Origin of the sequence: Glutamicibacter sp. TV12E (assembly GCF_052441935.1) — a bacterium.
GTDB lineage: Bacteria > Actinomycetota > Actinomycetes > Actinomycetales > Micrococcaceae > Glutamicibacter.
The window spans coordinates 1,388,745-1,406,641 of record NZ_JBQVVF010000001.1 but is presented as its reverse complement, the minus strand read 5'-3'; the positions used below and the strand labels follow the sequence as shown (position 1 = coordinate 1,406,641).

Below are 17,897 nucleotides of genomic sequence, written 5' to 3'. Positions count from 1 at the left end.
CCCCATGCCGCGCTACACTTCACTTATGAAAAAGGCACTGGCCATCACCGGGTTCATTATGATTTCCGGATACGCCTTCACAGGCCTGATGCTGATGAACAACTGGGCTGTGACTGCGGCCAGCCACCGACCCCTGGATGAGACAATCGCAGCTATGGGCATAGCGAATCAGGATTACAGCCCCCTTGGCGGAGTCGTATTTGCGGCATCGGGGTTGTTCCTTGCCAGCATGTGGACCTGGATCGCACTTTCCGAAAAATTCGCGCCTGCCCCCTGGCTAACCAGCGCGCTTTGCAGCCTCATCCTGATGCTGGGAGCACCCGCGTACTTTTTCGCGTCCTTCGCGAATATGAACTCCGTGGGCGATACCTTTGCGGATTGGGACGTCGACGCGGCTGCTGCCCTAGAGCTACCGCTCTACTTGCTAAGCATCGGAGCAATGGTCTTGCTTTTTATGCTTCTCGCTATGCCATTGTTTCGGGTAATCATCCGCTGCCGTTCTCGGCCGCGCCGCGCTTCCAGCTAGGTGATCAGCTGGCAGCCTTCTGCACCAGGGCGCGAATTTTCTGTTCGGTCGCCTCATCCAGCGCGGTGATCGTCCACGCGACCGGATGCATCAGCGCGCCTTCTTCAAAGGCCGGATTCACTACTTCGCCAAACCCGAATGCGAGGTATGCCTTGTCTGGCTTGATGTAGCAGACGTCCTTGCCTTCCTTGACGTAGAACGCAAGGCCCCAGCGAACCACGGGTTCCAGCGACGGCGCGCTTTCACAAATAATCTCGTGCAGGCGAAGGGCAATCTCCCGGTACGGGGCCGGTGTGGATGCCAACTTGTTGCGCACTGCTTCGTCGCCCTTTTTGCCAAATATCATGCTTTTCTCTCCCTCGGATCGCCCGTCCACTATCGCGGATTTCGGCTGTATTGATTGTGGCCCAATTGTGACCGCAACTTCTTTGCCTAACAATTCAATAACCTACCCGATGAAGCACCCAAAACCTGTGGATAACCAGCCAAACTGTCCGGAATCCGCGGGAAAATTAGGTATGAAAAATCTTTATTTTGCCCCCGGCGATGACGACGAGCATCGCCTGCCATTAGATCCGCCGGGCACCCGCGGCGAATCCCAATCCGACTCGTTCTTCGCCGACCACATCGAGCACCAGATGTTCTATGGGCCGATGAAGAAACTTGCTGACGAGCTCTTCAACGCTGGCCCGCTCAAGGACCCCGGCGAAGGCCTAGTTCGACTGCAGAAGATCCAGAAGATGTACAGCATGCTTGATGCTGCGTCCTCGGTCATCATGGCTGACAGCGTTGAGCTGGTCGCCCAAGTTTTTGCCGAGGATGCGGTCGCCAAGCCCTATCTTGAATCCGAGCAGGAACGTCGTGAACGGCTCAGTGCCAACTACTATGCAGTGGACCGCGCGAGCGACCAGATCATCACGTCCAACTTCATTGCCGAAGCGGCGATTGCCCTGCGCGTGACAAGCGAAAAGGCTCGCGCTCGGATGTTCACGGCCAAGGGCCTGCGCCACGTTTGCCCACAGACTCTTTTGGCCCTGGCCGCCGGGCAGATTACGCCGTCGGCGGCACGCTCCATCGTGAAGAATTCGCAGGACCTCTCCACGGAGCAGATTGAATTGATGGAGCACCAGCTTTTGCCTGTTGCCGCTACCGCCAGCGATGACACGATCAGCCAGCGAGCCCGCCGTTTCCACGACCGATCGAGTCCCGAAGCGGCCTCCGCCCGGCATGAAAAGGCGGCCGATGCGAGGAAGGTGACCAGCTGGGACATGGAAGATGGGATGGGCGCCATCAAGCTCGTCGCGCCCATCGTCAACGTACGCTCCATCCTGAACACCTTGGACTACGAAGCATCCCAACACAAGGATCCGGAGGACACCCGCACCAAGGCCCAGCTGATGGCCGACATATTCTGCGATGCCCTGATCAATGGCTGGCCAACCACCAACGGCACCCCGCTGAAGCCCCGGGTAGTCCTGACGATCCCTGCTCTGCAGATGCTGGCCAATCCAAAGTACGGCATGGCGGACCTGGAGGGCTATGGGCCAATCCCCCTGGGTGCAGCCATGCAGGTGGCCAAGGACGCCCCTTCAATCATCCCGATGCTCACCGACCCATTTAGCGGCGCCGTGATGGATGTCGGACGCAAGCGCTACAAGCCAACCCGGGTACTCAAGGAATTCCTGCGGGCCCGGGATCAGCATTGCTGCTACCCCGGATGCCGGCGCACCGCGGATAACTCCGAGGTTGACCACGTTGAAGCGTGGGAAACCGGTGGCCACACCAACCGCGAGAACACCGAGCTATTGTGCAAGCAACATCAGATGTTCAAGCACGCGCTGGGCTGGCGAGTGACCAACCGACCGGACGGATCCAAGTGCTGGCGCACTCCCCACGGACTGAATTCACTGGTCATTCCCGGCAGCGTAGAGAACGTCGAACGCTTTGAACACGTGCACAACCGGTGTCCTGAGCGCAGGGTGGCTTCACCTGCCGACCTTCGACGAGTTCTGGGCATTCCCGATCTTGGCGATGGCGATCTCAGCATTCGGGTTGAGCGGCCAGCTGGAATGCAAGGATCCTGAATGACGGAATTTATCCGTCACGTCACACGAACCAGATCTCCCATAAGCCCCGACCCCAGAACGGCCAGCCCTTCAAGGCAGTGGCTCTAATTGGCTCGCCTTCCGTCCCCTGGTGTGCCTCGCTCCTATGCACTGCACCTGGCGGTTGAGTCTGTGCTGGCTTCAGCACCGAGGCATCCGGCGGGCAGCGGGCTGCTTGCTGACGGATTAAATCCTTCGGCTCGAGGCCACCGAGGGATCCGGGATAACAAGCCACGGGACACCTGCCGGCCCGCCTGTTCGCAGAGTATTCTGTTCCTACAACCACCGGCACCATTTGAAGCAGGTCGCCCCATGAGTGAAGAGCACACCGAAAACACCGCGCCGTCCACGCCCGAAGACCGCGTGGCACCTGCTGATGGGCAACGCAGCTTTGTGCATGTTCTCATCAATACCGCCGTCGCGAACTTCACCACCAGCTTCCTGTGGTTCGCACTGACCTTCTGGGTGTACCTGGAAACCCAGAACGTGATGGCCACCGGCATCATCGGCGGTGCCTTCATGCTGCTGATCGCGCTGTTCTCCATGATTTTCGGAACCATCGTGGACAACCACCGCAAAAAGTCGGTGTTCCTGTTTTCAGCGATGATCACCGCAGTCGCATTCAGCTTGGCCGGGCTGATCTATCTGTGGCTGCCCACCGAGGACATCCTGGATGTAGGCGGCTGGCAATTCTGGCTCTTCTGCCTGGTGATCCTCTTTGGCGCCATCGTTGAACAGATGCGCGGCATCGCCCTGTCCACCACGGTTACCCTGCTGATTCCGGTCGAACGCCACGCCAATGCCAACGGCTTGGTGGGCACGGTGCAGGGCATCGCTTTCATCATCACCAGCGTGTTCAGCGGCTTGGCCATCGGCTGGCTCGGCATGGGCTGGACCCTGGCGATTTCGATCGTGATGGTGGTGCTGACCATGCTGCATTTGATCCAGATCAAGATTCCAGAGGAAGAGCCAGTCAAGGAGGAAGGGCGCACCAAGACCAGCGATCTGCGCCTGGGCTTCAGCACCGTGATGGCCATACCGGGGTTGTTCGCGCTGATCATCTTCTCGATGTTCAACAACTTCATCGGCGGAACCTATATGGCGCTGATGGATCCCTACGGGCTGACCATCATGTCCGTGCAAGCCTGGGGGCTGACCTTCGGATTGGCATCCACCGGCTTTATCGTGGGCGGCCTGTTGATCGCGAAATTCGGGCTGGGCAAAAACCCGATCCGCACGATGCTGTGGCTGGTGGCGGCCATGGGCCTGCTTGGCGCGATCTTCACGATCCGCGAATGGACATGGCTGTATATCGCTGGCATCTGGCTGTACATGACGCTGATTCCGGCGGTTGAGGCCTCGGAGCAAACCGTCATCCAGAAGGTGGTGCCCTTCCGCCGCCAGGGCAGGGTCTTTGGCTTTGCGCAAATGATGGAGGCCGCGGCGGCGCCGATCACCGCGTTCTTGATTGCGCCGATCGCCCAGTACTGGATCATCCCCTTCATGCGCAGCGAGCAGGGCGATGACCAGTTTGGCTGGCTGCTGGGGTCTGGACAGGCCCGCGGCATCGCGCTGATCTTCCTGGTGGGCGGGCTGATCATGATCCTTGTGGCGCTGCTGGCCATGAGCAGCAAGCAGTACCGCAAGCTCTCAACGATTTTCCAAGCAGAAGAACCCGCAACACCACAGGAGCAAGCCCTTGGCAGCAACCCAGAAGACCCTACCCACCAACGTTGATCCACATGCGTTCATCGCGGCCGCCACGCCAGAAAAGCGCCGGGTGGATGGCGAGGCGCTGGAAAAGATTTTCAGCGAGGCCACCGGCGAAAAGCCGGTGATGTGGGGGCCAAGCATCGTAGGCTACGGAACCTATGTCTACGCATCACCGGCCAACCCGAAAAACACCGGAACCTGGCCCAAAACCGGATTTTCACCGCGCAAGGCCCAGCTCTCCCTCTATGGGCTGAAGGATCTTCCCGAGGGGGAGGCGCTGCTACCCCAGCTTGGCAAGTACACCGAGGGGGCCGGTTGCGTGTACGTGAAAAAATTGGAGGACATCAACGTCCAGGTCTTGAAGAAGCTGATCGCAATTGCCGCTGCGCGCCCGGATCAAGGAGCAAGCTAGGCGGATCCGGGCGCGGTGGCGCTATTCGGCTTCTTCGAAGAAGGTCTCGACCTCGGTGATGCCCGCAGAGATGACCGGCACCAGGCGTTCGTCGATGCTGTAGGTTTCCCCGTCCTTGGCGAGCAAGCCATAGTGGACCAGCGATTCCATGGCGGACTGGGCCTCGGGCAGCACCGCGTCGTAGTTCTTCGGCCCGACATTGCGGCGCAGTCCTTCGAGATCGCCATCGCGTCCGGTGGAGGCGGTGACCAGCAGGTTGCGCAGCACCAGGTAGTGGGCTTCATCGCGCAGGGTAACGTCAAAGGCCGGATTCAGGTGGGCCTGGACGCAGCCGACAGCCATTTCGAAGAGGATCTGGGCACTGGCGGCCTGGTCGCCATCGACCATGAGGTCGTAGGATTCTTCGTCCAGGTACATGGTCGGGCCTTCGAAGTCCACCACGGACAGCCTGGCGGCACCCCAGATGTAGGTGAAGACCAGCGGTGCCGGGCCGTCGGTGTCGAAGGCCTGCGGATCCAGGCCCAGCGCGAGCAGCACCCGGGTGCGGGCCTGGATGCCCGCTTCGCTGTCATCGGACATGTCCACGCCGTCGCCCAGGGCCAGGGCGAAGGCCTTGACCTTGGTGAACAGCTCGGTGCCGCGCAGCAGCTCGCAGATTTCCGCGTCGCCTTCGGCAAAGCCGTCGAGGGTGTCCTCGAGCATTTCGCGCAGCGCCTCGAAGTTCTCCGGCGCCCCCTCCCAGAGCCTGTTCTCCTCCAAGAAGCTGAGGTAGTCCAGCCACGAGCTGAAGATCGGTTCCGGAGCCATGGTCTCGGGAATGCTCATCAGGTGCTCGGCCAGGGCTTCGCCGAAGAGGTCGATATCGATATCGCGCAGGTTGGAGTTGCCGGCCCTTTGAGCGTATTCGGTGCCAACTGCCCCGATCACAAACAACTGCATATTCGCCGCGGCGGCGGCATCTTCCGGGGAGAAGGCCGGGACCGTGGTGGCAACCCAGGCGGCGTAGTCTTCGCGCAGCGAATCTACATGCTGCTCCACCTGGATGCGGTACACACTGCGTCCGCGCTGGACAGCTTTTGCTGGATTTCCCGCGCCGGAGTTCTTCTTGCTTTGACGCTTTTTGCTGGCCATGGGCGATCCTTTGGGTTCTCGATGGTGCGCTGTGCTTCAAGCCTACGGTGTCCGGGGAGAATCCATTGACCTATCGGTGCGAATCGGACAAGATGAGCAACAGAGGAACTTGGAAGTCCTAGCACCTGCGGTACGAGGGAGAACCGAATGAAGATCGCCGTTCTAATCAAGGAGGTCCCGGATACCGGCGCGGACCGTGCTCTGGATCAACAGACCGGCCTGGCCGATCGGGCCGCCTCGGAAGCGGTGCTTGATGAAATCGGCGAGCGCACGCTGGAAGTTGCGCTGAAGGTGCTGGACGCAGATCCGGATACCCAGATCACGGTGCTGAGCATGGGACCGGATTCCATCCAGCCCACCCTCCGGAAGGCCCTGGCCATGGGGGCAGCCGACGCCGTGCAGATCACCGACGAACAGCTGCTCGGCGCCGACCTGGTGCTCACCGCGCAGGTGCTGGCGGCGGCACTGCGCCGCCACGAGTACGATCTGATCCTTGCCGGGAACATGTCCACCGACGGCTCGGCGGGAATGCTGCCAGTGATGCTGGCCGAGCTGCTGTCCCTGCCCGCAGCCACCTCGCTGTCCAAGATCTCCATCGCCGACGGGGTGCTCTCCGGCACCCGGGAGCTGGAGGGAGCCACCGCCAAGGTCAGCACCCCGCTGCCGGCGATCGCCTCGATCACCGAGGCCCTGCCCGATGCCCGCTTCCCGAACTTCAAGGGCATCATGGCCGCCAAGAAGAAGCCGATCGAAGTCCTTTCCCTGGCCGATCTGGGAGTTGAAGCGCTGCCGGCCGATACCGCCCGGTCGATCATGCTCTCGGTGACCCAACGGCCGCCCCGCGAGGCCGGCACCATCATGAATGATGACGGACAGGCCGGTGCGGCGCTGGTCGAATTCCTGGCGAAGAACAATCTGGTGTGAACGGAAAGATGACCATGACGAGTTTTGCCCCGGATTCCATCCTGGTATTCCTGGAAACCACTGCCGCTGGCGAGCTGGCGAAAAATAGCGCCGAGCTGCTTGGCGCGGCCGGCGGCGTTGGCACCCCGGTGGCGGTCATTGCCGCGGCCGGAGAAAATCTCGAAGCTTTTGCCGCCCAGGCCGCCACTTCCGGCGCCGCGGCGGTATTGACCGCAAGCGTCGTCTCCGCAGTGCCCACTTCCCCGCTGGCCGATGTTTTGCAGCAGGCCTACGAAGTGGTGCAGCCGCAAGCGGTGCTCCTGGGCCATACCCTGGCCTCGCGCGAGGTGGCGGCCCGTTTCGCGGTACGCAATAAATTGGCCTTGAGCGTGGATGCGCTCGGAGTCCAGCGTGATGACCAGGGTGTAATTGCCAGCCACTCGATATATGGCGGGGCCTACTCGACTAGCAGCGCCCCGACCTTTGGCGCACCGGTGATCACTGTGCGCGTGGGCAGCATCGAGGCCCGGGCCCAAGCCCAGGATATGGCGATGACCGCCCTGCAGGTGCCCGGGAGCAATAGCCCGGAGATCCAGGTGCAGGATGTCAGCAAGGCCGAGGCCGATTCGGCTCGCCCCGAATTGCGCACGGCCACCCGGGTGGTTTCCGGCGGCCGCGGGCTAGGCAGCGCCGAGCAGTTTGAACTGGTGTACCAGCTGGCTGATGCCCTGGGAGCCGGTGTGGGCGCCTCGCGCGCCGCGGTGGATGCCGGGTTCATCGAGCATGGCGCGCAGGTTGGCCAGACCGGCGTTGCGGTTTCCCCGCAGCTCTACGTGGCACTGGGCATCTCCGGAGCCATCCAGCATAAGGCCGGAATGCAGACCGCCAAGACCATTGTGGCCATCAACAAGGATGGGGATGCCCCCATCTTTGAAATCGCCGACTTCGGCATCGTTGGCGACGTCTGCAAGGTGGTTCCCCAGGTGATTTCTGCGCTGGAAGCACGCAAGGCGCAGTAACCATGAGCCCAGCATCCAAGAACCTGAGGCGGGGCCTGCCCCGGATTCCCGGCGGCGATCCATGGCCACCGGTGGAAGCCGAAAACACTGTTGCCCCGCAGGTCGCGGAAGTTATCGCCGTGCCGGCAGCAGCTGCTACGGCGCCCACGCAAGCACTGCGCCAGGGACTGCCCCGGGTAGCGGGCGGGGATCCTTGGCCGCCGTCCGGCACCACTGCGAATATCCCGAGCAGTACGGCTAAGGCCCAGCCTTCACCTGCGGCAACACCAGCACCGGCGCCAGAACCAACCCCGGCGGCGCCTGAACCCGCCGCAGAATCTGCGCAGCCCCCGGCTGCCAGCGTGATTGCGGCCAGTTCGGATTCTCCCGGGATTCGACGGGGCCTGCCCCGGGTGGCCGATGGCCAGCCCTGGCCTCCAAGCAGCTTCATCGCAGCGCCGCTAAGCACGGCTGCCCCTCCGGAAGCCGTGGAAGCTCCAGCCCCGGCGCAGGTCCCAGCAGAACCTGAGTCTATGACGAAGCAGGAGGCAGCGCCGCCTGTTGAGCCTGCCGCAGTTCAGCCTCCTGCCACGGCGCCCGCCCAGGCACCCGCACCCACGTCTGCCAAGCCAGCCAAGCCAGAGCCGAAACGCCATGGCCCGCTGACCAGCAAACAGTGGGTGCTCGCAAGTGTTCTCGGTGCCTTCTGCGCCTTGGGCATGGCTACCGCAGTGGTTCTGGTGGCTCGCGGCATCACCAGCACCGACTCGGTCGCGGCCTTTATCCAGCGCTATCCCGGCGAGTATCATTTGCCCGAGTCGGCACCCGTGGGAGTACCCGCATGGCTAGCGTGGAACCACTCCTTCAACTTTTTCCTGATGGTCTTGATCATCCGTTCCGGATTGCTGGTGCGGCATCAGAAAAAGCCGCCTGCCTACTGGACCTCCAAGCGCAGCCCCAAGGTCAGCATCAACCTCTGGCTTCACCAGAGCCTGGACCTGCTGTGGATTATCAACGGCCTGGCGTTCATCGTCGTGCTCTTCGCCTCGGGACACTGGATGAGAATCGTACCGACGTCTTGGGAGGTGTTCCCGAACGCGCTTTCGGCAGCCCTGCAATATCTGACGCTGGATTGGCCTACGGAAAATGGCTGGGTGAACTACAACTCGCTGCAGCAGCTGGCGTACTTCATCACCGTATTCATCGCCGCGCCCTTGGCGGTGATCACCGGATTCCGCTTAAGCGCGTTCTGGCCGAAGAACCCATCGCTGAACAAGAATTACCCCATCGAGCTAGCACGCGCCTTGCACTTCCCGACCATGATCTACTTCGTCCTGTTCATCGTGATTCACGTGATCCTGGTGTTCTCCACCGGGGCATTGCGCAATCTGAACCATATGTACGCGGCCCAGGGTTCTGCAGATCCGGCACAGTATGCGGACAACTGGACAGGGCTGTTGTTCTTTGCCTTGTCGCTGCTGGCTATCGCCGGGGCCTGGATTGCGTGCAGGCCCATGGTCCTCTCTTCGATCGCAGGCCTCTTCGGAAAGGTCAGCTCCCGCTAGGCAGACCAGAACTTGCTTCTGGCGCAAATCCCCTCGCGCGAGGAACGAATTGGTGGATAAGGTCGTTTCAGAGCATCTGCCACACAACCGGAGGAGCAAAACCATGGGCCATCACCACAGCGCCGAAGAACTAGACGGCGTAGCTTTCTGGGAAAACCACTACGGGCAATCCGAGCGCATATGGTCGGGCAAGGTCAACCAGGTCATTGAAAATCTCGTGTCGCCCCTGACGCCGGGAACTTCATTGGACATCGGCTGCGGCGAAGGAGGCGATGTCCTGTGGCTCGCAACGCACGGTTGGAAGGCCACCGGCTTGGACATCTCCCCCACCGCTATCAACCGCGCCCGCGAAGAGGCCAAAAAACACGATATTGACGAAGCCGATGTGCAATTTGTGGCCTCCGATCTTGGCCAGTGGGACACGGATCTGACCTTCGATCTGGTCACCCTGAGCTTCTTCCAGGCACCGTTCGAGTTCCCTCGCGCTGATTTCTTGCGGAAGGCCGCGAGCTTCGTGGCTCCGGGCGGACACCTGCTGGCCCTGTCTCATGCGGCGCGTCCTTCATGGGCGCCGCCGGTGGATCATGAGTTTCCAGCGTTTCCTACGCCGGCCGAAGAACTCGAAGCGCTATCGCTGGATCTGGACCAGTGGAACATCGTGAAGGCCGAGGTCGTACAACGCAGCATCATCGCTCCGACCGGCGAACCGGCGGTTATGGAAGATTCAGTGGTGTTCGTTCAGCGCAAGGCTTGAAAAGAAGTGATCCCCCAGCCTGCGCAGCTGGAGGATCACTGGTGGCATAGATTCCCACACGGATCTATGCCTGCTTGAGCGCGCTAACTGGTTGATAGTCACGCAAAACTACAGACCTGCGAACCATCGCACGCAAATCTTCGACCTTCTCGGCACCCTGCGGCATCGCCCGCAGCTGCACGAGCACATTGCCCAACGCGGTGCATTCCACAGGCCCGGCAATGACCGGCACCCGAGCGAGGTCAGCGGTGCGCTGGCAGAGCAGTTCACCTTGCGACCCTCCGCCGACAATATGGATCTCTTCCAGCTCGAATCCGCCCAGCCGGGCCGCTTCATGGGCCTGGGCGGCAAAGCTGGCGGCCAACGACTCGAGAACCACGCGGATCAGCCCGGCAGGAGTTTCTGGCGCTGTTCCGCCAGCAAGGGCGATCGCGTCGCTGATGCGTGCTGGCATCTGCCCCGGGGCAAGAAACTGCTCATTTTGCGGATCGATCAGCACCGGCGGAACAGCCAGCGTCGCGGCCTGGCTGAGCAGGTCGGCCAAGTGGATTTCCGGTCGACCGGCAAGCTCGGCTTGCTGGTTCCAGTGGCTCACTGACTCGCTGAGCAAGAAGGTTCCGGTGACGTTCTTGAGGAAGCGCACCGAGCCATCCAGGCCCAATTCGTTGGTGAAACCCGCTGCCCGGGCTTGGGCCGTGAGCACCGGATCGGCCAGTTCTACACCGACTAGTCCCCAGGTTCCGCAGGAGATGTACGCCGACTTATCACCCGTTAGCGGGGTCGCCGCCACGGCACTGGCGGTGTCATGCGAAGCAACGGCCACCACCTGCACCGAGCCTGCGGCACCGAATTCCCGGGCCAGCTCGGGGCGCAAGGCACCGACTGCCTCTCCCGGATGCACCATCTGGGCAAGCTTGCCGGCAACCCCGAGCGCCTGCGCCAGTGGCTCGTCCCAGGAACCGGTGCGCTGATTAAGCAGCCCCGTAGTAGAAGCATTGGTCCACTCGCAGCGAGCCTGGCCGGTCAGCAGCCAGTTGACGTAGTCGGGCACGAGCAGCAACTGGTCTGCCGATTCCAACCGGCTATCCTGCTGCTCGGCTTGCAATTGGTACACGGTGTTGAATGGCAGGAATTGCAGCCCGTTGCGTTCGAAAAGTTCGGCTCGGCTGAACTTCTCTTCCAGGCTGGGAACGGCAAGCTCATTGCGCGGATCCCGGTAGTGGCGCACCTGCCCCAGGCGCTGCCCGTCCTTGAGCAGCGCATAGTCCACAGCCCAGGAGTCGACCCCGATGCTGGAAATGTCCGGACGCAGCTCAAAGGCCATTTTGAGCCCCTGGCGGATCTGCGACCATAATTCATCGATGTCCCAGGCCAAGCCTTGCGCCGAGGCGCCGGGCTCGAACTGCTCCAGTGGCACCGGCCCATTGGCGAAGCGGTGGACGAGGGTGAGCTGCACCTTCCCGTCCACCAGCTCGCCAATCATGACCCGGCCGCTGGTGGCCCCCAGATCGATGGCCGCGACCAGGCGGCTCGTCTCGTTCTCGCTCATCGCAGGAACGCTGCAGCAACCCCAGAATCTACTGGAATGTGCAACCCTGTGGTGCGGGTCAATTCTGGTCCGGTCAGTACATATACCGCATCGGCAATATTTTCCGGGATGACCTCGCGCTTGAGGATCGTCCGGTTCGCGTAGAACTGGCCGAGATCTTCTTCGGCCACTCCGTAGGTCGCGGCGCGCTGGGCACCCCAGCCCGAGGAGAAGATCCCCGAACCGCGCACAACGCCATCCGGATTGATGCCATTGACCTTGACGCCATGCTCTCCGAGCTCGACAGCCAGCAGCCGGACCTGGTGGGCCTGGTCTGCCTTGGTGGCCGAGTAGGCGATATTGTTCGGACCGGCAAATACGGAGTTCTTGGATGAGATGTAGATGATGTCCCCGCCAAGCTTTTGCTCGATCAGCACCTTGGCTGCCGCCTTGGAGACGAGGAACGATCCCTTGGCCATCACATCATGCTGCAGATCCCAGTCCGCTTCCGTGGTTTCCAGCAGCGGCTTCGACAGCGACAAGCCGGCGTTGTTGACCACCAGGTCCAGTCCGCCGAAGGCCAGCACGGCCTCGTCGATCGCAGCTTGAACGGCACTGGCATCGGCCACGTTGGCGGCGACCCCCACGGCCACATCCGTGCCGCCCAATTCCGCCGCGGCCTCTTTCGCCTTGGCCAGATCAAGATCGGCGATCACCACGCAGGCGCCTTCGGCGGCCAGCCGCTTGGCCACGGCCTTGCCGATTCCGGAAGCCGCTCCGGTCACCAGCGCGATGCGCCCGGCATGGGATTTGGGTTGCGGCATGCGCTGCAGCTTGGCTTCTTCCAAAGCCCAGTATTCAATGCGGAACTTCTCCGCATCGGAGATCGGGGTGTAGGTCGAGAGCGCTTCTGCGCCGCGCATGACATTGATGGCGTTGAGGTAGAACTCTCCGGCTACCCGTGCGGTTTGCTTATTGGCACCGTAGGAGAACATGCCCACCCCGGGCACCAGGACGATCAACGGGTCGGCGCCGCGCATGGCCGGGGAGTTCTCGTCCTTGTGGTTCTCGTAGTAGCGCTGGTAGTCCTCGCGGTATTCGAGGTGCAATTCCTTGAGCCGCTCCAGCTGTTCCTCGATGCTGGCCGAGGCGGGCAGGTCCAGGACCAATGGCTTGATTTTGGTCCGCAAGAAATGATCTGGGCAGCTGGTGCCCAGTGCCGCGAGCTGCGCCAGCTTCTCGCGGGAAAGGAAGTCCAGGACCCGCTCGTCATCGCAATAGTGGCCGACCATTGGCTTGTCGGCACTGGCCAGGGAGCGGATGGTCGGGGCCAGTGCCGCGGCGCGGGTTCGGCGCTCGGAGTCAGCCAAGGCCTCGAAGCCGGGGACGACTGCACCAAATGGCTCAAGCTCCCCATGTTCCTGGATGTATGCGGCAGCGGTGTCGATGATCCACAGCGAATTGGCCTCGGACTCGTCGCTGGTATCGCCCCAGGCCGTGATTCCGTGGCCTCCCAGTATGCAGCCGATAGCTTGTGGATTCTCATCCTTGATCCGCGCGATATCCAACCCGAGCTGGAAGCCAGGGCGACGCCAATCCACCCAAGCCACCTTGCCGCCGAAAATCTTGGCCGTGAGTTCCCGGCCATCCTTGGCGGTGGCGATGGCGATGCCGGAGTCTGGATGCAGGTGGTCAACGTGGTTGGCGTTGACCAGTCCGTGCATGGCGGTGTCGATGGAGGGGGCTGCGCCGCCCTTGCCGTGCAGGCAGTAGTCGAATGCTGCCACCATTTCATCCTCGCGGTCTACGCCCGGGTAGACATCAACCAGCGAACGCATCCGGTCCAAGCGCAGGGTGGACAGGCCCTTCTCGGTCAGCGTTCCCAAGTCGCCACCGGATCCCTTGACCCACAGCAATTCGACGCTCTCCCCGGTGACCGGGTCGATGGCGCTGCCCTTGGCCGAGGTGTTGCCACCGGCGTAATTGGTGTTCTTCTTGTCTTGGCCCAGGCGGTTGGAGCGCTCGATGAGCTGAGCTGCCGTGCTGGTGCCCGTTGATGCGATGCTTTGTGTCATGATTCTCTCGGTAGTTCTTCTCGGGGATCCACGCAGGCGCTTACGCGTCGACCTTGTGGGGTGCGACCAGCTTGCCGTAGCGTGCTACTTCAATTTCTTCCAGGGACTTGCCGCGGGTTTCGGGAGCCCAGATGGTTCCGATCAGCAGTGCCGCTGCCAGCAGGCCCAGGATCAGCAGGCCGAGCTTTTCCAGGCCCATGCTGGTGAGCAGCACCGGGAAGACCAGCGAGAGCAGGCCCACCATGACGCGGGCGAGCATGAACAACATGCCCTGGGCGCTGGCGCGGTACGTGGTGGCGAACAGCTCGGCAGTCCACAGGCCATAGAAGGCCTGCGCACCGATGCCGGCTGAAATACCCCAGGCCACCGCGTAGAACAGCAACGAGAACGCTCCGGGCGGAACGAAGATCAGCACCGCCCAGGCCACGATGCCCAGCAGGGCCCCGGCAAAGTACAACCAGCGGCGCGAGACCCGGTCGCCATATTTCATGAAGCCGAAGTAGGTGGCCGCGGCGGTCAGCATCCAGACCAGGACCTGGAGCAGGTTCTGCTGGGTGGCCGATTCAACGCCAGCAGCTTCATAGACGCGCGGCTGGAAGATTCCGGCCTGGCCTGCCACGGTATTCCACAGGCCGTAAACCCCGATCAGGAACAGCAGTGCCGACCAGTTCTTGCGTTCGGCCAGCAATCCGCGGATGCCGGAGAAGAAGGACAATTTGGTTCCATTGGCCAGCTCGGTGGCCCGCTGCTCTTTCCAGCGGGTGGATTCCGGCAGGCCTCGGCGGACCCACCAGGTTACCGCGGCGACGATGAACAGGTGGAAGAAGATCAGCCGCGATCCGCTCACGCCCATCGGCTCGACCATGATGGCCAGGGCAAAGCCCACGGCCGGGCCAAAGGACCAGGCCAGCTGTGCGGTGCCCACATGGGCGGCGCGTGATTCCTCGGGCGCCTCTTCGGCGATGTAGGTCCAGGAAGCCGGCACGCCAGCGCCCACGGCAATACCCATGAGCACCACTCCCACCACCAGCAGCGTGGTGTTGAAGGTGAAGGTGATCAGCAAGGCACCGATCATGAAGAGAATCAGGTCATAGGTGTAGATGAATTTGCGGCCCAGGCGGTCGCACAATGGGCCGCCGATCATGGCGCCCAGCGCCGCGCCAAAGGCATTGGCGGACACAGCGGCAATCACGCCGACCAGCGCGTCGTCAAAGCCGAATGTCGACTGCCACAAGCTCAGGCTGGTGGCCAGGGCTATAATGGCGCCAGCCTCGATGTAGTTGCTCATCGCCACCGCGATGGTGGCTTTCCATCCAGAGATGCCGCGCTTCGTTGCTGCGGTACGCATTTATGCTCCCCATCCTGCTTGAACCCCGCCGACGCGTTCGGCTTCAATGCGGTTTTGGTAGTCCGATGAGCGGAAGGCCTGCATCGGATCTGCCGGCAGGCCGCGTTCGGCGCGCCAGACTTCAAGTTCCGAGCGGATATCGGTGTAGAACGCGTTCATGAAGATCTCGTTGGCGGCCAGCACGTCCCCGGAAATCTGCGCCTCGGTCAAAGCGACGCGATCGATCAGCAGGGCGCGGGCGGTCATTTCCTGGACGTTGAGCACGCTGCGGATCTGGCCCTGGATCTTGTTCTCGACATTGTGGCACTGGTCAAGCATGAAGGAAATAGTGCTCTGCTCCTCCAGCCCGCCACCGCGAATCACCTCGGCCATAATGCGGAAGAGCTGATATGGATCCGCGGATCCGACGATCAGGTCATCGTCGGCGTAGAAGCGCGAGTTGAAGTCGAAGGAGCCCAGCTTGCCCAGGCGCAGCAGCTGCATCACGATGAATTCGATGTTGGTGCCTGGCGCGTGGTGTCCGGTGTCGAGGCAGACCATGGCTCGATCGCCCAGGGCAGCCACCTGGGCATAGGAGGTGCCCCAGTCGGGAACATCGGTGTGGTAGAAAGCCGGCTCGAAGAACTTGTACTCCAGCACTAGGCGCTGCTCGCCGGACAGCCGGGCGTAGATTTCTGCCAGCGAATCCGCGAGGCGGTCTTGGCGCCCGCGCATGTCGGCCTGGCCGGGGTAGTTGGATCCCTCTGCCAGCCAGATCTTGAGATCCTGGCTGCCGGTGGCGTCCATGACCTCGATGCATTCCAGATGGTGGTCGATGGCTTTGCGGCGGATCTTCGGATCTTCATGGGTCAGTGCGCCGAACTTGTAGTCATCGTCCTGGAAGGTGTTGGAGTTGATCGTTCCCAGGCGCACCCCGAGATTCTCGGCATGGGAACGCAGCGCGGCGAAATCCTCAACCTTGTCCCATGGAATGTGCAGGGCCACCGAGGGCGCGAGGCCGGTGAGCCGGTGCACCTGGGCGGCATCGGCAATCTTTTCAAAGGGGTCCCTGGGCGTGCCCGCGGTGGAGTAGACCTTGAAGCGGGTGCCGGAGTTTCCGTAGGCCCACGAAGGGACCTCGATGGCCAGTCGGTTGAGGGTTTGCAGGTTCTCGGGGCTCAGCGTTGCGCCCATAGACCTCTCCATTTCTGCGGTTGCGGTGTGCTAGTTCTTTGTTTCTGGAAGGCTTGCCAGCTGGTCTTCGAGGTTGAATACTTCAGTGAGCCGTTGGGCCTGCTGGTCTGCGCGCCCGTCGAGGCTGAGGAAGAATTGCGACATTTGCGCTTCCCATGCCGCGGTGCGTGGATCAGTGTCGAGGGCCGCTTGGGCCGCTTGATCATCGTCGGTTTCGTAGTAACCGATAAGCAGCCCGTCGCCACGAAGGAAGAGCGAGTAGTTCCGGCGCCCGGCGTCATTGATGGCTTCGAGCATTTCCGGCCAGACTTTCCGGTGGCGTTCAATGTATTGATCCATGAGTTCCGGGAGAACTTGCAACTGGAAGCAAACGCGCACGGTGTTTCCCTTCTGTGCCAAACGTCGTTGTCGGTATTCCCGCGACCGTCTCACTTTTTACAAAATGAATCGTTTCAATGTCACGATTTATTGAGTGTAAGGCATTTCACGCGCTGACAGCAAGTCAATTTGAGGATCGGCCTCGACATTATTTGAAACCTTTCAATAATTCTTGGGTTGAGTTGATTTTCAGAGCCCGGGATATACTCGCAAGACAAGCAACCTCAATCAGAACAGGAATCCTCCGTGGCCGTCAGCGTTAAGGAAGTCGCCGCCGAAGCCGGGGTTTCTGTGGGCACCGTATCGAATGTGCTCAACCGCCCCGAGGTAGTTTCTGAACGCACCGTCACCAAGGTGACCGCAGCCATCGAGAAGCTCGGCTTTGTCCGCAATGATGCTGCCCGGCAGCTGCGCGCGGGACACAGCCGAAACTTTGGGCTGGTAGTCCTGGACGCGCGCAACCCCTTCTTCATGGATCTCACCCAGGGTGCCCAGCACCGGGCCCTGGCAAATGGCTACACGGTCCTCATGGGCGCCAGCGATAACTCGCTGACAACCGAGCAACAGCTCCTGGATCTCTTTGATGAGCAGCGGGTGGCCGGAATACTCATCTCCCCTATGCACAGCGACCTGAGCCGCCTCTGGAAAATCCGCGAGGCAGGCACCCCAGTGGTCTTGGTTGACCGCGGCAGCGGGGATCGCAGCTTCTCCTCCGTTTCGGTCAACGACGTCGAAGGCGGGCGCATTGCAGTACAGCACCTGGTGGATCTCGGCCGGAAGAACATAGCGTTTGTTGGCGGCCCGCAAAGCATTGAACAGGTGCAGCATCGCCTGGAAGGCGCCCAATCTGTGATCGCCGGCACCGCCGATGCGGTCCTCCAGGTAATGCCCACCAAGCAGCTGACAGTCCTTGAAGGACGCGCTGTCGGCGAGCGCATTTTGGCGATGAACCCAGACCAACGCCCTGATGGCATTTTCGCCGCCAATGACCTGCTGGCACTGGGCATCCTGCAAGCCCTGGTGATGTCCGGTTCGCTTTCCGTGCCTGAGGACATCGCGCTAGTGGGGTACGACAATATCGACTTCGCGCAGTCGGCAGTTGTCCCGATCACTACGGTGCGCCAGCCGGCCGAAGAAATCGGGCGAACCGCCGTTGACGTATTGCTGCGCGAAGCCGAGGCTGGCGCAGACGCGGTGCGGGAGCAGTTCGTTTTCACTCCGAAGCTGGTCATCCGCGAATCCACGGCGGGCCCAGGCAACGTTGGCTAGCGGCTTGCTGGTGAAATCC

Annotated in this window: 16 protein-coding genes; 9 read left to right on the top strand and 7 right to left on the bottom strand. The window is 61.7% G+C overall.

The features are described from left to right. Positions 1-25 precede the first annotated feature (25 nt). Positions 26-526 carry a hypothetical protein gene (locus ACT7DV_RS06570; protein WP_444661432.1) on the top strand — a complete coding sequence of 167 codons (501 nt, stop codon included), beginning with the start codon at positions 26-28 and terminating at the stop codon, positions 524-526. A 4-nt stretch (positions 527-530) separates the two neighbouring features. On the opposite strand, the gene ACT7DV_RS06565 is transcribed toward ACT7DV_RS06570, so the two are convergent. After that, entirely contained in the window at positions 531-872 is a 342-nt protein-coding gene (locus ACT7DV_RS06565) for a DUF1801 domain-containing protein (protein WP_444661431.1), read from the bottom strand. Between the two features lie 172 nt (positions 873-1,044). Between ACT7DV_RS06565 and ACT7DV_RS06560 the strand changes: the two genes are divergently transcribed. The 3 genes from ACT7DV_RS06560 to ACT7DV_RS06550 all read left to right on the top strand — a co-directional run bounded on the left by ACT7DV_RS06560 (position 1,045) and on the right by ACT7DV_RS06550 (position 4,756). Then, the gene (locus tag ACT7DV_RS06560) at positions 1,045-2,610 is read left to right on the top strand and encodes a DUF222 domain-containing protein (RefSeq protein ID WP_444661430.1); all 1,566 of its coding nucleotides are present in this window, start codon (positions 1,045-1,047) and stop codon (positions 2,608-2,610) included. Between the two features lie 333 nt (positions 2,611-2,943). Further along, positions 2,944-4,368 carry an MFS transporter gene (locus tag ACT7DV_RS06555; RefSeq protein ID WP_444661429.1) on the top strand — a complete coding sequence of 475 codons (1,425 nt, stop codon included), beginning with the start codon at positions 2,944-2,946 and terminating at the stop codon, positions 4,366-4,368. Continuing rightward, positions 4,331-4,756, top strand: coding sequence for a DUF1801 domain-containing protein (locus ACT7DV_RS06550; RefSeq protein ID WP_444661428.1), 426 nt, complete (start codon positions 4,331-4,333; stop codon positions 4,754-4,756). The genes ACT7DV_RS06555 and ACT7DV_RS06550 overlap by 38 nt, the downstream gene beginning before the upstream one ends. A 21-nt stretch (positions 4,757-4,777) precedes the next feature. Here the strand turns inward: ACT7DV_RS06550 and ACT7DV_RS06545 are convergent, their stop codons facing one another. After that, positions 4,778-5,887 (bottom strand): hypothetical protein, encoded by a 1,110-nt coding sequence (locus ACT7DV_RS06545; protein ID WP_444661427.1) that lies wholly within the window; start codon positions 5,885-5,887, stop codon positions 4,778-4,780. A gap of 147 nt (positions 5,888-6,034) precedes the next feature. On the opposite strand from ACT7DV_RS06545, the gene ACT7DV_RS06540 reads away from it, so the two are divergent. The 4 genes from ACT7DV_RS06540 to ACT7DV_RS06525 all read left to right on the top strand — a co-directional run bounded on the left by ACT7DV_RS06540 (position 6,035) and on the right by ACT7DV_RS06525 (position 10,107). Then, the gene (locus ACT7DV_RS06540) at positions 6,035-6,811 is read left to right on the top strand and encodes an electron transfer flavoprotein subunit beta/FixA family protein (protein WP_444661426.1); all 777 of its coding nucleotides are present in this window, start codon (positions 6,035-6,037) and stop codon (positions 6,809-6,811) included. 14 nt (positions 6,812-6,825) lie between these two features. Next, positions 6,826-7,809 carry an electron transfer flavoprotein subunit alpha/FixB family protein gene (locus ACT7DV_RS06535; RefSeq protein ID WP_444664789.1) on the top strand — a complete coding sequence of 328 codons (984 nt, stop codon included), beginning with the start codon at positions 6,826-6,828 and terminating at the stop codon, positions 7,807-7,809. A gap of 2 nt (positions 7,810-7,811) precedes the next feature. Further along, the gene (locus tag ACT7DV_RS06530) at positions 7,812-9,353 is read left to right on the top strand and encodes a cytochrome b/b6 domain-containing protein (RefSeq protein ID WP_444661425.1); all 1,542 of its coding nucleotides are present in this window, start codon (positions 7,812-7,814) and stop codon (positions 9,351-9,353) included. A gap of 103 nt (positions 9,354-9,456) precedes the next feature. Then, positions 9,457-10,107, top strand: coding sequence for a class I SAM-dependent methyltransferase (locus tag ACT7DV_RS06525; protein WP_444661424.1), 651 nt, complete (start codon positions 9,457-9,459; stop codon positions 10,105-10,107). A 64-nt stretch (positions 10,108-10,171) separates the two neighbouring features. Here the strand turns inward: ACT7DV_RS06525 and ACT7DV_RS06520 are convergent, their stop codons facing one another. From ACT7DV_RS06520 to ACT7DV_RS06500, 5 genes are read right to left on the bottom strand one after another with little or no spacing between them, the layout of a single operon-like run. Beyond that, positions 10,172-11,656, bottom strand: a complete 1,485-nt coding sequence (locus ACT7DV_RS06520; protein WP_444661423.1) for a rhamnulokinase — start codon at positions 11,654-11,656, stop codon at positions 10,172-10,174. Then, positions 11,653-13,710: a bifunctional aldolase/short-chain dehydrogenase gene (locus ACT7DV_RS06515; protein WP_444661422.1), complete on the bottom strand. Its 2,058-nt coding sequence runs from the start codon at positions 13,708-13,710 to the stop codon at positions 11,653-11,655. The genes ACT7DV_RS06520 and ACT7DV_RS06515 overlap by 4 nt, the downstream gene beginning before the upstream one ends. A 40-nt stretch (positions 13,711-13,750) precedes the next feature. Next, entirely contained in the window at positions 13,751-15,058 is a 1,308-nt protein-coding gene (locus ACT7DV_RS06510) for an MFS transporter (RefSeq protein ID WP_444661421.1), read from the bottom strand. Beyond that, the gene (rhaI, locus tag ACT7DV_RS06505) at positions 15,059-16,231 is read right to left on the bottom strand and encodes an L-rhamnose isomerase (protein ID WP_444661420.1); all 1,173 of its coding nucleotides are present in this window, start codon (positions 16,229-16,231) and stop codon (positions 15,059-15,061) included. A gap of 30 nt (positions 16,232-16,261) precedes the next feature. Beyond that, complete coding sequence (locus ACT7DV_RS06500) at positions 16,262-16,609, bottom strand: L-rhamnose mutarotase (RefSeq protein WP_444661419.1); 348 nt, start codon at positions 16,607-16,609, stop codon at positions 16,262-16,264. A gap of 246 nt (positions 16,610-16,855) precedes the next feature. Here ACT7DV_RS06500 and ACT7DV_RS06495 point away from each other — a divergent pair, with 246 nt between their 5' ends. Next, positions 16,856-17,878, top strand: a complete 1,023-nt coding sequence (locus ACT7DV_RS06495) for a LacI family DNA-binding transcriptional regulator (protein WP_444661418.1) — start codon at positions 16,856-16,858, stop codon at positions 17,876-17,878. The last annotated feature ends 19 nt before the right edge of the window (positions 17,879-17,897 follow it).

Excerpts from the sequence above, each read along its gene's own strand:
- ACT7DV_RS06570 (WP_444661432.1), top strand. The coding sequence starts at position 26 with ATGAAAAAGGCACTGGCCATCACCGGGTTCATTATGATTTCCGGATAC.
- ACT7DV_RS06565 (WP_444661431.1), bottom strand. The coding sequence starts at position 872 with ATGATATTTGGCAAAAAGGGCGACGAAGCAGTGCGCAACAAGTTGGCA.
- ACT7DV_RS06560 (WP_444661430.1), top strand. The coding sequence starts at position 1,045 with ATGAAAAATCTTTATTTTGCCCCCGGCGATGACGACGAGCATCGCCTG.
- ACT7DV_RS06555 (WP_444661429.1), top strand. The coding sequence starts at position 2,944 with ATGAGTGAAGAGCACACCGAAAACACCGCGCCGTCCACGCCCGAAGAC.
- ACT7DV_RS06545 (WP_444661427.1), bottom strand. The coding sequence starts at position 5,887 with ATGGCCAGCAAAAAGCGTCAAAGCAAGAAGAACTCCGGCGCGGGAAAT.
- ACT7DV_RS06540 (WP_444661426.1), top strand. The coding sequence starts at position 6,035 with ATGAAGATCGCCGTTCTAATCAAGGAGGTCCCGGATACCGGCGCGGAC.
- ACT7DV_RS06535 (WP_444664789.1), top strand. The coding sequence starts at position 6,826 with ATGACGAGTTTTGCCCCGGATTCCATCCTGGTATTCCTGGAAACCACT.
- ACT7DV_RS06530 (WP_444661425.1), top strand. The coding sequence starts at position 7,812 with ATGAGCCCAGCATCCAAGAACCTGAGGCGGGGCCTGCCCCGGATTCCC.
- ACT7DV_RS06525 (WP_444661424.1), top strand. The coding sequence starts at position 9,457 with ATGGGCCATCACCACAGCGCCGAAGAACTAGACGGCGTAGCTTTCTGG.
- ACT7DV_RS06520 (WP_444661423.1), bottom strand. The coding sequence starts at position 11,656 with ATGAGCGAGAACGAGACGAGCCGCCTGGTCGCGGCCATCGATCTGGGG.
- ACT7DV_RS06515 (WP_444661422.1), bottom strand. The coding sequence starts at position 13,710 with ATGACACAAAGCATCGCATCAACGGGCACCAGCACGGCAGCTCAGCTC.
- ACT7DV_RS06510 (WP_444661421.1), bottom strand. The coding sequence starts at position 15,058 with ATGCGTACCGCAGCAACGAAGCGCGGCATCTCTGGATGGAAAGCCACC.
- rhaI (WP_444661420.1), bottom strand. The coding sequence starts at position 16,231 with ATGGGCGCAACGCTGAGCCCCGAGAACCTGCAAACCCTCAACCGACTG.